The sequence below is a fragment of the Nocardioides sp. Z21_20 genome (genome assembly GCF_059766585.1).
The window spans coordinates 19,359-31,690 of record NZ_JCBAJX010000021.1; the positions used below are offsets into that span (position 1 = coordinate 19,359).

12 protein-coding genes are annotated in these 12,332 nt (G+C 73.1%); 2 read left to right on the plus strand and 10 right to left on the minus strand.

The features are described from left to right. Nucleotides 1-9: 9 nt before the first annotated feature. From ald to AC6EH9_RS19625, 10 genes are all read right to left on the minus strand, one after another. Nucleotides 10-1,125, minus strand: coding sequence for an alanine dehydrogenase (gene ald / locus AC6EH9_RS19580; protein ID WP_498425355.1), 1,116 nt, complete (start codon nucleotides 1,123-1,125; stop codon nucleotides 10-12). An 81-nt stretch (nucleotides 1,126-1,206) separates the two neighbouring features. Next, the gene (locus tag AC6EH9_RS19585) at nucleotides 1,207-1,806 is read right to left on the minus strand and encodes an NUDIX domain-containing protein (RefSeq protein WP_498425356.1); all 600 of its coding nucleotides are present in this window, start codon (nucleotides 1,804-1,806) and stop codon (nucleotides 1,207-1,209) included. Nucleotide 1,807: 1 nt separating this feature from the next. Further along, entirely contained in the window at nucleotides 1,808-3,499 is a 1,692-nt protein-coding gene (gene pyrG, locus AC6EH9_RS19590; RefSeq protein ID WP_498425357.1) for a CTP synthase, read from the minus strand. Between the two features lie 11 nt (nucleotides 3,500-3,510). Further along, entirely contained in the window at nucleotides 3,511-4,431 is a 921-nt protein-coding gene (locus AC6EH9_RS19595) for a copper transporter (protein WP_498425358.1), read from the minus strand. After that, entirely contained in the window at nucleotides 4,428-5,621 is a 1,194-nt protein-coding gene (steA, locus tag AC6EH9_RS19600; RefSeq protein ID WP_498425359.1) for a putative cytokinetic ring protein SteA, read from the minus strand. The genes AC6EH9_RS19595 and steA overlap by 4 nt, the downstream gene beginning before the upstream one ends. Before the next feature lie 69 nt (nucleotides 5,622-5,690). Further along, a complete protein-coding gene (recN, locus tag AC6EH9_RS19605) occupies nucleotides 5,691-7,451 on the minus strand; it encodes a DNA repair protein RecN (RefSeq protein WP_498425360.1) in 1,761 nt (586 codons plus the stop codon). Beyond that, a complete protein-coding gene (locus AC6EH9_RS19610; RefSeq protein ID WP_498425370.1) occupies nucleotides 7,448-8,404 on the minus strand; it encodes an NAD kinase in 957 nt (318 codons plus the stop codon). Before AC6EH9_RS19610 ends, recN begins: the two co-directional genes overlap by 4 nt. An 8-nt stretch (nucleotides 8,405-8,412) precedes the next feature. After that, complete coding sequence (locus tag AC6EH9_RS19615) at nucleotides 8,413-9,252, minus strand: TlyA family RNA methyltransferase (RefSeq protein ID WP_498425361.1); 840 nt, start codon at nucleotides 9,250-9,252, stop codon at nucleotides 8,413-8,415. A gap of 3 nt (nucleotides 9,253-9,255) precedes the next feature. Continuing rightward, nucleotides 9,256-9,474: a hypothetical protein gene (locus AC6EH9_RS19620; RefSeq protein ID WP_498425362.1), complete on the minus strand. Its 219-nt coding sequence runs from the start codon at nucleotides 9,472-9,474 to the stop codon at nucleotides 9,256-9,258. Continuing rightward, nucleotides 9,471-10,511 (minus strand): HAD-IIA family hydrolase, encoded by a 1,041-nt coding sequence (locus AC6EH9_RS19625; RefSeq protein WP_498425363.1) that lies wholly within the window; start codon nucleotides 10,509-10,511, stop codon nucleotides 9,471-9,473. The genes AC6EH9_RS19620 and AC6EH9_RS19625 overlap by 4 nt, the downstream gene beginning before the upstream one ends. Nucleotides 10,512-10,553: 42 nt before the next feature. Between AC6EH9_RS19625 and AC6EH9_RS19630 the strand changes: the two genes are divergently transcribed. Next, nucleotides 10,554-11,699, plus strand: coding sequence for a DUF1015 family protein (locus AC6EH9_RS19630; protein WP_498425365.1), 1,146 nt, complete (start codon nucleotides 10,554-10,556; stop codon nucleotides 11,697-11,699). Nucleotides 11,700-12,135: 436 nt separating this feature from the next. Further along, nucleotides 12,136-12,282 (plus strand): hypothetical protein, encoded by a 147-nt coding sequence (locus AC6EH9_RS19635; protein WP_498425366.1) that lies wholly within the window; start codon nucleotides 12,136-12,138, stop codon nucleotides 12,280-12,282. The last annotated feature ends 50 nt before the right edge of the window (nucleotides 12,283-12,332 follow it).

A 12,332-nucleotide genomic window follows, 5' to 3' on the forward strand; every position in this document is an offset into this window, starting at 1 on the left:
ACGACTCGCTCAGCTCAACACACCGTCCAGTGCCACGGCGGCGATCCCGTGCGCCTCGCCGACCGGGGCGTTGACCAGCTGGCCGGCGTGCACGTTGAGCCCGCGGGCCAGGCTGGGGTCCTCGAGGCAGGCGCCCCGCCAACCGTTGTCCGCGAGCGCCACGGCGTAGGGCAGGGTCACGTTGGTCAGCGCGTAGGTCGAGGTGTGCGGAACGGCGCCAGGCATGTTGGCCACACAGTAGAAGAGTGACTCGTGGACCCGGTAGGTCGGGTCGTCGTGGGTGGTCGCCCGCGAGTCCGCGAAGCAGCCGCCCTGGTCGATCGAGATGTCGACGAGCACGGATCCGGGCTTCATCCGGGCGACCAGGTCGTGGGAGATCAGCGTCGGCGCCTTCGCGCCCGGGACCAGCACCGCGCCGATCACCAGGTCGGCGTCCAGCACCGCCCGCTCGACCTCGTAGGCGTTGGAGGCCACCGTCTGCAGGTGGCCACGGTAGATCCGGTCGGCGGCGCGCAGCTTGGCGACGTCCTTGTCCATCAGCAGCACCTCGGCCTGCATGCCGAGCGCGATCGCCGCGGCGTTCATCCCGGACACGCCGGCGCCGATCACCACGACCTTGCCCGCGTGCACGCCCGGCGCGCCGCCGAGCAGCACTCCGCGCCCTCCCCCGGCGCGCATCAGGTGGTACGCCCCGGCCTGCGGTGCCAGCCGGCCAGCGACCTCCGACATCGGCGCGAGCAGCGGCAGCCCCCCGTCTTCGCCCTGCACGGTCTCGTAGGCGATGGCGGTAACGCCACGCTCGAGGAGCTCCTCGGTGAGCGCCTTGTCGGCGGCGAGGTGGAGGTAGGTGAAGAGCAGCTGCCCCTCACGCATCAGCGGGTACTCCGAGGCGACCGGCTCCTTGACCTTGAGCACCATCGCCGCCGAGCCCCAGACCTCCTCGGCGGAGTCCACGATCCGCGCTCCGGCGGCGGCGTACTCGGCGTTCGTGATCGACGAGCCCAGCCCGGCGCCCGTCTCGACGAGCACCTCGTGCCCGTGCACGGTGAGCTCCTTGGCCCCCGCGGGGGTGATCGCGACGCGGTACTCGTGGTTCTTGACTTCCTTCGGGACCCCGACCTTCACGTGTGCTCCTCGCTGTGAGACTCACCACGTCGTTGTGGCGACGGCGCGAGACTACTCCCGCCCGGGCCGCCGCCAGGGCCTTCAGTCGCGTCGGCGCGCGTCGTACATCAGCACCGCGACGGCGACCGGGGCGTCGCTCACCCGGCCGTCGAGCACCGCCTCGCGCAGCTGCGCGAACGGCGCCCAGAATGACACCATCTCCGCCTCCTCGTGCACCAGCTCGAAGTCACCGCGATCGGCCGGGCTGAGCCCGGTGGCGACGTAGTAGTGCACCTGCTCGGAGGAGATCCCCGGCGAGGAGTACGTGGTGGCCAGGTGGCTCCAGTGCGTGGCCTGCAGCGCCGCCTCCTCGCGCAGCTCGCGCCGGGCCACGTCCAGCGGGTCCTCCCCCTCGCCGTCGATCAGCCCGGCGGGGAGCTCGACGAACTCCCGGCCGGCCGCGTGGCGGTACTGGCGCAGGCAGAAGACCCGCTCCTGCTCGTCGAGGGCGAGCACCACGACCGCTCCGGGGTGCTCCAGGACGAGCCGCCGGAACGGCTCGTCATCCCCGTGCCCGGGGCGGCGCACGAAGTCCTCGCGCAGCGCCATCACCCAGCCGTCGCGGTGCAGGTCCGCGCTGCGCTCCACCGGCCACGAGGCCGGCGTGTCGGCCAGCACGACGTCCTGCTCCCCCGTGGACACCTCAGGCCTCGTCGAGGGCGGGGGTGCGCAGGGCGTCCTCGTCCAACGGGAAGCGCAGCTCGCGCTGCCGCTCGATCGCCGCGCCGACGAGCCCGGCGAAGAGCGGGTGCGGCCGCGTCGGGCGCGAGCGCAGCTCGGGGTGCGCCTGGGTGGAGACGTAGAAGGGGTGCACCTCGCGGGGCAGCTCCACGAACTCGACCAGGCTGTCGTCGGGCGACGTCCCGGAGAACACCAGCCCGGCCTTCTCCAGCTGGTCGCGGTAGCGGTTGTTGACCTCGTAGCGGTGGCGGTGGCGCTCCTCGATCAGCGGCGCGCCGTACACCTCGCGCACCACCGAGCCCTCCTTGAGCGCGGCCGGGTACAGGCCCAGGCGCATCGTGCCGCCCAGGTCGCCGGCGCCCTCGACGTACTCCTTCTGCTCGTCCATCGTCGCGATGACCGGCTCGGGGCAGTCGGGGTCGAACTCGGTGGAGGCGGCCTGCTCGAGTCCCGCCTCGTTGCGGGCGTACTCGATCACCATGCACTGCAGCCCCAGGCACAGGCCCAGGGTGGGGATGCCGTGGGTGCGGGCGTAGGTGAGGGCGCCGAGCTTGCCCTCGATCCCACGGATCCCGAAGCCGCCCGGCACGCAGATCGCGTCCACGTCCCCCAGCATCCGGGCCGCTCCGGCGGGGGTGGCGCACTCGTCGGAGGGGACCCAGCGCAGCTGCACCTTGGCCTCGTGCGCGAAGCCGCCGGCGCGCAGCGCCTCGGCGACCGACAGGTAGGCGTCGGGCAGGTCGATGTACTTGCCGACCAGCGCGACGGTGACCTCCTCCTTGGGGTGGTGCACCCGGCGCAGCAGGTCGTCCCACACCGTCCAGTTCACATCGCGGAAGGGCAGGTCGAGGCGGCGCACCAGGTAGGCGTCGAGGCCCTCGCGGTGCAGGACCTTGGGGATGTCGTAGATCGACGGGGCGTCGGCACAGGTGATCACCGCCTCCTCGTCGACGTCGCACATCAGCGAGATCTTGCCCTTGATGCTGGCCGGGAGCTCCCGGTCGGCGCGGCAGACGATCGCGTCGGGCTGGATGCCGATGGAGCGCAGCGCCGCCACCGAGTGCTGCGTGGGCTTGGTCTTGAGCTCACCGGACGGGCCGATGAAGGGCACCAGCGAGACGTGGATGAAGAAGCAGTTGTCGCGGCCCACGTCGTGGCGCACCTGGCGCGCGGCCTCCAAGAAGGGCTGCGACTCGATGTCGCCCACGGTGCCGCCCACCTCGGTGATCACCACGTCGACGTCGTCACCGCCCATGGCGCGGATGCGGTCCTTGATCTCGTTGGTGATGTGCGGGATCACCTGGACCGTGTCGCCGAGGTAGTCGCCGCGGCGCTCCTTGGCGATGACCGTGGAGTAGACCTGCCCGGTGGTGACGTTGGCGATCTGGTTGAGGTCGGTGTCCAGGAACCGTTCGTAGTGCCCGATGTCCAGGTCGGTCTCGGCCCCGTCATTGGTGACGAAGACCTCGCCGTGCTGGAACGGGTTCATGGTGCCCGGGTCCACGTTGAGGTAGGGATCGAGCTTCTGCATCGTCACGCGGAGACCGCGGGACTTCAGCAGAGCACCCAGGCTAGAGGCGGTGAGCCCCTTGCCGAGGGAGGAGGCGACTCCTCCGGTCACGAATACGTGCTTTGTCGGCGTCGCGATCTTCACGGAGTTCCACCCTACCGGAGAGGGGCGGCTCCGTCCGAACCGGACGCGCCGAAGGCCCCGACGCTGCCGTCCAGGACGCCGATCAGCGCCTGCACGGCGGTGACCTGACCCAGGGGACGCTCGACGCCGTCGACCGTCGCCAGCTGCGCGGCCACCTCGTCCTCGCGGAGCCGGCCGAGCTGGCCCTCGGCTCCGGACGCGGTGGATCCGGCGAGCACCACGCCGGTGGCGGTGCCCCGCAGGCCGGAGACGATGCCGGCGAGGATCGCGTCGCTGCCCGCGTGGTCGCCGTCCTCGTCGGCCGGCTCCTCGCCGAGCACGACCAACACCAGCGGCGCTCGTCGGGTGGCGCCGGCCGCGGTCTTGGCGAGACCTGCGCCGGCCAGGCTGTCCAGGATCTCCTGGCCGCTCTCGTCGATGGGCTCACCGGCGACGTTCTTGCTGGCGATGCCGCGCCCGAGCAGCTGGCCGATGCGCTGGTAGGTCGTCGCGTCCGCGGTCGCGGAGCCCGGCCCGGCCTGGGTCACCAGCTGGCTGCCCAGGGTGTCGACCAGCGCCTTCTCCCCCGGGTCCACCATGGCCTCCTTCAGCGCGTGCACGCCCGTCAGCCGGCCCTTGGCGGCCGCGACCTGCGCCGTCAGCGCGTCGAGGACCTCGGTGTCGGCGCCCGGGAGCGTCACGATCGCGACGTCGCGACCGCTCAGCCGGTCGGCGTAGACGAGCGGGGCCACGGTGGTGGCGAACGTGTCGGCGTAGGCGGCGGCGCTGGTCGCGTCGTCGGCGCGCTGCTGGGCCGAGACGGCCCGGCGCTCGGCGTCGTCGCCGGCTGTCCTGCCCACCTCCGAGAGGGGGCCGCCGCCGAGGACCACACCGACCGCGAGCGCCAGGAAGATCGAGACCAGGGAGACGAGGTGGTGGCGGAACGAGATCACGGGAGGAGTCCTTGCAGGTAGTCGAAGAGGTCGGCGAGGCCGTCGGTGGCCTCGGTGGTCCACTCCTGGCCGACGGGGGTGACCCCGATCGCGGCGGCGAGGGCCACCAGCGCGGCGAGCAGGACGACGAAGACGTGCCGGGGCCGGACCCGACCGGAGTACAGCGCCGGGACGGCCTCGGCGTCGACGAGGCGGGGGCCGAGCTTGAGCCGGGTGAGGTAGGTGCTCGCCAGACCGGCGCGCTGGCGGTCCAGGAACTCCGCGAGCGTCGCGTGCATCCCGACGCCCACGATCAGGCGGGCGTGCCCGGAGTCGGCGAGGATGAGAGCGGCGTCCTCGGAGGTGGCGCCGGACTCGAAGCGCACCGGGCGCACTCCGAGTCGCTCGAGGTGCTCGGTGGAGTCCCGGCTCGCGCCGCGCGCCACCCGGACCACGACGTCCTTGGCCTGGCGCAGCACCTTGGCCGAGGGGGCGTCGTCCTCGTCGGCGTCGCCGCTGATCACCACGACGTCGGGCCGGTACCCCGCCTCCAGCAGCGCGTCGGCACCGCGGTCGACGCCGATCAGCACCGGTCGCTGCTCACGGATGTAGGTGCGGATGCCGGCCAGCTCGGTGCGGTACTCGTGACCGGCGACGACCACCACCACCGGACGGCCCTCGAACCTGGTGGCCAGGCTCGGCACGCCCTCGCCGTGCAGGAGCAGGTCCTGCTCGCGGCGTAGGAACTCGGTGCTGTTGTGGGTGAAGCTCTCGAGCTGGGTGCCCAGCCCGCGGCGGGCGCTCTCCATCTCCTCGCGCACGGTGCCCGCGTCGACGACGCGTCCGCGCGCCACCTCGGCGTCGTCGACGTGGACGACGCCCTCGTCGATGCGGACCGTGCTGGCGTCACGGATCGCCGCGAAGCCGTCGGCGCCGAGGCCGTCGACGACGAGCAGGCCGGCCTCGACGAGGACCTGGGGTCCGAGGTTCGGGTAGCGCCCCGAGATCATCGGGGAGGCGTTGAGGACGGCGACCACGCCAGCATCGACCAGGGCCTGTGCGGTGGCCCGATCCATGTCGAGGTGGTCGAGGACAGCGACGTCACCGGGACGCACCCGCGAGATCAGGACCCGTGTGCGCCGCTCGGCGCGTGCGGTTCCGACGATCCCGGGCAGTGCGGCAGGGGTGCGTGGTCGTACAGAGAACTTCATGACCGGGTCATCTTCTCAACCCGTTCGGAGCCCTCGTCGCAACCGCGCAGGCCGGGCGAGTCGCCCTTGTCAGCCCAGCGCGCGGGCCGGCTGGGCGCTGTCCAGCAGCTCCCGGGCGTGCGCCAGGGCCGAGTCGGAGTCGTCCATCCCGGCCAGCATCCGGGAGAGCTCACGCTGGCGGTCCTCGGGTCCGAGGACGGTGAGCCCCGAGGTGGTCACGGTGCCGTCGCTGGACTTCTCCACCACCACGTGCCGGTCGGCGTACGCCGCCACCTGAGGCAGGTGGGTGACCACCAGGACCTGGGCCGTGCGGGCCAGCTGAGCCAGCCGGCGACCGATCTCGACGGCGGCCCTGCCGCCGACGCCGGCGTCGACCTCGTCGAAGACGAAGGTCGGGACGGGGCTGGTGCCGGCGAGCGAGACCTCGAGGGCGAGCATCACCCGGGAGAGCTCGCCTCCCGAGGCGCCCTTGGCCAGCGGGCGGGGCTCGGCACCGGAGTTGGCGGCGAGGAGCAGCTCGACCTCGTCGACCCCGGAGGCGGTGAAGCGCAGCCAACGCTTGCCGACCCGCAGCGGCGCCCCGGTGAGTCCGGCGTCGCCGGCGGGGGGCTCCTGCTCGCTCTGGCGCACCGCGATCTCGATCCGGGCGTGCGGCATCGCGAGCCGGGTCAGCTCCGCGGTCACCTCCTCGCCCAGACGCAGCGCAGCCGCCGTGCGGGCCTGCGACAGCTCGCCGGCCACCTGCGCGAGCTCCTCGCGCAGGCTCGCCTGGCGGGCCTTGAGCTCCGCGATCCGCTCGTCGGTGGAGTCCAGGTCGAGCAGCCGCTCGGCGCTGGTGCGGCTCCAGTCGAGGACCTCGTCGATGCTCTCGCCGTACTTGCGGGTCAGCGCGGTCAGCGCCGCGCGACGCTCGGAGACCCCCGCGAGCCGGATCGGGTCGCTCTCGATGCGCGCGGCGTAGGACGCGACGTCGGCGGCGACGTCGGAGAGCAGGTAGCTGACCTCCGCGAGCCGGTCGGCGAGCTCGGCGGCCTCGCCGTCGTGCTCGCGCACGCCCTCGAGCAGGTTGCGCGCTACCGAGGCGGCGCCCAGCGCGTCCGGGGCGCCGCTCTCGCTGGAGAGCGCCTCACGGGCCTGCTCGGCGGCGGTGCGCAGGGTGTCGGCGAAGCCGAGCCGGTTCTCCTCCGCGGCGAGCGCGGTGTCCTCGCCGGGCTCGGGCGCGACCCGCTCGATCTCCTCCAGCCCGAACCGGAGCAGGTCGGCCTCGCGCGCCCGCTCGCGCGCGGTGGCGACGACCTCCTCCAGCTCGCGCTCGGTGGCCAGCAGCTCGGTGTGGAGGCCGGCGTAGCGCTGGGACAGCCCGGCGATCTCGGTGCCCCCGAACCGGTCGAGGGCGGTGCGCTGGGCGGAGCCGCGCAGCAGCCGGTGCTGGTCGGACTGCCCGTGCACCGCGACCAGCGGCTCGGCCACCTCGGCCAGGGTCGCCGCCGGTACCGAGGCGCCGCCGACGAACGCGCGCGAGCGCCCTTCGGCCGACAGGTTGCGCGCCAGCACGACCAGGCCGTCCTCGACCTCCCCGCCGGCCTCCTCGACGCGGGCGACGAAGTCGGGCAGCGCCTCGGCCCGCACCACGCCCTCGACCCGGGCGCCGCGCGCTCCGGAGCGCACCGCGCCGCTGTCGGCGCGACCGCCGAGCAGCAGCGTCAATGCGGTGACGATCATGGTCTTGCCGGCCCCGGTCTCGCCGCTGATCACGGTCAGGCCCGGCCCCAGCTCGAGCGTGGAGGACTCGATGACCCCCAGCGAGCTGATCCGGATCTCCTCGATCACGCCTGTCCCCCGCTCACCCGGCGCCGGCGCTCCGCCGCGCCGCGCCAGCCCTCGACCGAGAGACCGAACTTGGCGACCAGCCGGTCGGTGAAGGGTGCCTGGTGCAGCCGGACCAACCGGACCGGGCGCTGCCCGCGCCGTACCTCGATGCGAGCGCCGGGGGGAAGCTCCACCGTGCGCCTGCCGTCGCACCACAGCACGCCGGCGCCCTCGGTCTGCGCCAGCACCTCGACCGCCAGCACCGAGGTGGGGGCGACCACCATCGGTCGGGCGAAGAGCGCGTGCGCGCTGATCGGGACCATCAGCAGCGCCTCGACGCCCGGCCAGACCACGGGTCCCCCGGCGCTGAAGTTGTAGGCGGTCGAGCCGGTGGGGGTCGCGCAGACCACCCCGTCGCAGCCCCAGCGCGAGAGCGGACGCCCGTCGATCTCGACGACCACCTCGAGCATCCGCTGGCGAGCGGCTTTCTCCACGCTCGCCTCGTTGAGCGCCCAGGTCTGCGCGATCAGCTCCTTGTCGCGGTAGACAGACACGTCGAGCGTCATCCGGTCCTCGGCGGTGTAGCGGCGGTGCACGATCGCGTCGATCGTCAGCTCCATGTCGTCGGACTCCGCCTCGGCCAGGAAGCCGACGTGCCCCAGGTTGACCCCGAGCACGGGTGTGCCGCTCTCGTGGGTCATCTCCGAGGCGCGCAGGATCGTCCCGTCGCCGCCGATCACCACCACCAGCTCACAGCCCTCGACCGGGTCGCCGTGCTCCTCGTCGGCCACCTCGATCAGCGAGTCGGGCGATTCCCGGTCCGCGCCCGAGTAGAACCCGAGGTCGGGCGCCTCGTGGGCGAGCAGGCGGACCACGATCCCGTTCTCGACCAGGGACTTGCAGAAGGCCCGCGCGACCTCGCGGGCCTCCTCCCGTCCGGTGTGGGCGAGCAGGAGGACACGGCGGCTGGGCATGGGCGCGGTCACGTGTCCACCCTCTCACCCGAGACCCCCAGCGACGCCGAGCGTTGCACCTCCGCGGTGATCTCCTCGGCGCCGATCAGCGCCGGTCCCGCGCGCAGCCACAGGAAGAACTCGACGTTGCCCGAGGGGCCGGGCAGCGGGCTGGTCACCACCGCACGGGCCCCCCAGCCCCGGCGCGCAGCGCTGTCGGCGATCGCGGTGACGGCCTCGGCGCGCAGGGCGAGGTCGCGCACCACGCCGCCCTTGCCGACCCGGTCCTTGCCGACCTCGAACTGCGGCTTCACCATCAGCGCCAGGTCGCCCTCGGGCTTGGTGGCGCCGATGAGCGCGTCGAGGACCAGCTCGAGGGAGATGAAGGAGAGGTCGCCCACGACCAGGTCGACGGGGCCGCCGATGGTCTCGACGTCGAGGTCGCGGATGTTCGTGCGGTCGTGCACCTGGACCCGCTCGTCCTGCTGCAGGCGCCAGGCGAGCTGGCCGTACCCGACGTCGACCGCGACCACCTCGGCCGCGCCCAGGCGCAGCAGCACGTCGGTGAAGCCGCCGGTGGAGGCCCCGGCGTCCAGGCACCTGCGTCCGCGGACGGGGAGGCCCTGCTCGGCGAACGCGGCCAGGGCGCCGGCGAGCTTGTGCCCTCCGCGGGAGACGTAGTCGGGGCGCTCGGGGTCGTCGAGGACGACGAGGGCGACGTCGGTGGTGACGCCCGTGGCCGGCTTGCTCGCGAAGGCTCCGGCTACCTTGACCCGGCGCGCGGCGACCAGCTCGCTGGCGTGCTCGCGCGAGCGGGCCAGGCCGCGCCGGACCAGCTCGGCGTCCAGGCGGAGTCGACGGGGAGGCACCGCTCAGCTCCCGGCCGGGCGGCCCGGGCGAGGCAGCTGGGGGCGGGTGTCGAGGGCCTGACGCAGGCGCTGGTGGGCGGACTCGTAGAGCGCCACGTGCTCGGAGAGGGGCAGCGCGTCGATCCCGTCCAGGGAGTCCAGGACGGCATCGACGGCGGCGACGCCGGTCGTGGCGCTCGGGGCGCCCGGATCCGAGACGCCGAGCTCGTGGGACTCACTCATGCCCCGAGGCTACCGCTCGCCGTCGGCTCCTCGGCCGAGGGCGGGACGAGCCCGGACGTGTCGACCACCACCCCCGTCTCGTCGAGGTGGCGCCAGGCCGCGACCGCGACCGCCTGCCACCACGCGGTCGGGTCCCCGCTGCCGTGCACCGTCAGCCGCCCGGCGTCGACGCGGGCCGTCCAGCCGCGCTGATGGACGCCGTCGGAGGTGAGGTCGGGGGTCCGGTGCGCCTCGAGGAGTCCGTCCAGACCCGCCGCGAGATAGGTGGGTCGCAGCTTCGGTGGCGCGGCGACGAGCTCGCTGAGGCCGGTCACCCCGGTCAGCACGAGCAGCGAGTCGATGCCGGCGGCCGTGGCGCCCTCGATGTCGGTGTCGAGGCGGTCCCCGACCATCAACGGGCGTACGGCGTCCATCCGGCGCACGGTCTCGTCGAGCAGGGGGCGCTGTGGTTTGCCTGCCACCACGGGCGCCACCTCGGTGAAGCCCTCGAGCATCCGCACCAGCACCCCGTGCCCCGGCGCCAGGCCGGCGCTGGTGGGGAAGGTCAGGTCGGTGTTGCTGGCGACCCACCACAGCCCGTTGCGGATCGCCACCGCGGCCTCCATGATCTCGCGCCACAGCACCTGCGGACCGAAGCCGGTCACCACCGCGTCGGGCTCGTCGGTGACGCTCCCGACCGGCTCGAGGCCCTCGGCGCGCAGGGCGTCCTCGAGCCCCTGGCCCCCCAGGAGCAGCACCCGGCCGCCGGCGCCGAGCCGGTCGCGCAGGACCCGGGCAGCGGCCTGGGCCGAGGTGACCACGTCCTCGGGACCGGCCGGGATGCCCAGCTCGGCGAGGTGCTCGGCCACGACCTCGGGAGGACGCGAGGCGTTGTTGGTGATGAATGCGAGCCGCATCCCGGCCTCACGCGCGGCCGACAGGCTGCCCGCGGCGCCGGGCACCGCGTCGGGACCGACGTAGACGACCCCGTCCAGATCCAGCATGGCGAGGTCGTAGGTGGCGGTGAGCGCCTCACGCGACGAGCCCAGCAACGACATCCCTCTCCTTCGTAGGTTGGTCCGGCGCAATACGATGCACCGATGGAGTCGAGCAGTGTGGTGCGCCCGCCTTTCGTGGCGACGCCGCTGCGACTGTTCCCCTTCCGCGCCCTGATCCTGGACCAGACCCGGATCGGGGACCCCGCCGCAGCGCGGGCGTTCGCGCGACCTTATCGCGCGGTCGGGCAGCGCCTCGCGCGCTGGGAGCAGGAGGGCCGACTGCGCCACGACCCGGTGCCGGCGCTCTACCTGCACGAGTACACGGCGGGGGGCCTCACGGTCCGGGGGCTGGTGGGGGCCGTCGACCTCTCGCACGGCGAGGGCACCGGCCGCGAGCGCGCCATCCTCCCGCACGAGGGCATCCACCCCGAGCAGGTCTGTGAGCTGGCCGAGCGCATGTACGAGATGCAGCTCAACCCGGCCCCGATCCTGCTGGTGCACCGCGGCCCGCTCGCCGTGCGCAACGTGATGCGCCGCATCCAGGCCAGCGCCGCACCGGATCACTCCTTCGTGGACCGGGCCGATCAGCAGCACCGGATCTGGGCCATCCGGGACTCCGGGACGCTGCAGACGATCACCTCGGCACTGGCCCGCTCGCACGCCCTGATCGCGGACGGGCACCACCGCTATGCGGCGTACCTGCGTCTGCAGCAGCAGCACCCGGGCACCCCGTGGGACCGGGGGCTGGCGATGCTGGTCGACCAGGACGAGAGCCCGCTGTTCCTCGGGCCCATCCACCGACACCTGCAGGGCGTCACGTTCGACCACCTCGCCGACGCGGCGCGCACGGCGGGCCTCGACCTCGTCATCTGTGACGAGCTGGCCGCCGTCACCGCCCTCTCCCCCGCCTCCCTGGTGGTCTCCGACGGGAAGCGCTGGGGAGCGCTGCGACTGCGCCCGCAGCCCGGCTCGGCCCGCGGCGCCGTGGAGGTGCTGCACCAGCAGGTGCTCCCGGCGCTGGTCGCAGGGGTGCCGCGAATGTCGTACCACCACTCGGTGGAGCAGGCCCTGGCCCGCACCAGCAGCGAGCGTGGCCTCGCCGTGCTGATGCCGGCCCCTGACTTCGACCTCGTCAGCGAGATCGTCTCCGACCAGCGACTGCTCCCCGAGAAGGCAACGTCGTTCCAGCCCAAGCCCAGCCTCGGCGTGCTGATGCGCTCGATCCGTGACGAGACCGCCGGCCGCTAAGCCTCAGCCCGCCGCCAAAACCGCCGGCTAAGGCCGCCGTCCAAGGCCGCCAAGGCCGCCGTTTGGTCCCCAACGGACGCCATTCCGCGTCTGGACATGCCGTTTCTGACCAATCGGCGACCCATCACGCCTCCGCCGCCCTCGGTGCACGGAGAACCCCGCCCGGTGACGAAACGCCGACCAACTGTGACTCTCTGGAGCAGAACGACGAGGGGCGCCCCGGCGTGGACCGTGCTTCTCCCTGGCGCCTGGGGGCGCGACGGCTCGGAGGAAGACCATGCCTCGAGCAGTGGGGGCTCGGGACCATGGCTCGAGACGACGCCCCGGCTCACCACCCGGCGCCATCCCTGCCCCAGATGCGAGCATCCGCCCCGGGGAGACACTGGCGTTCTAGGGCACGCGTACACCTCGGCATGTAACGACACAGGTGGACGCGGTGAACGACAACCGCTTGACCCCGCGCAACTCGCCGTCACGTTCCCCCGGCGGCGAGGACATCGAGCTTGGCGAGTTCACCTACACGACCGCGCTCGTCGGCACTCAGCGCCTCACGGGCGTAAATGCACGTAGAGGCCATCACTGACCCGTGGGTCTGTGATGGCCTCTACGTTGAAGTGTTGTCCGGCGGCGTCC

Bases quoted from the DNA above. Each gene is read 5' to 3' on its own strand.
- steA (WP_498425359.1), bottom strand. From the start codon at position 5,621: ATGAAGTTCTCTGTACGACCACGCACCCCTGCCGCACTGCCCGGGATC.
- AC6EH9_RS19610 (WP_498425370.1), bottom strand. From the start codon at position 8,404: ATGCCCAGCCGCCGTGTCCTCCTGCTCGCCCACACCGGACGGGAGGAG.
- AC6EH9_RS19620 (WP_498425362.1), bottom strand. From the start codon at position 9,474: ATGAGTGAGTCCCACGAGCTCGGCGTCTCGGATCCGGGCGCCCCGAGC.
- AC6EH9_RS19625 (WP_498425363.1), bottom strand. From the start codon at position 10,511: ATGTCGTTGCTGGGCTCGTCGCGTGAGGCGCTCACCGCCACCTACGAC.
- AC6EH9_RS19630 (WP_498425365.1), top strand. From the start codon at position 10,554: ATGGAGTCGAGCAGTGTGGTGCGCCCGCCTTTCGTGGCGACGCCGCTG.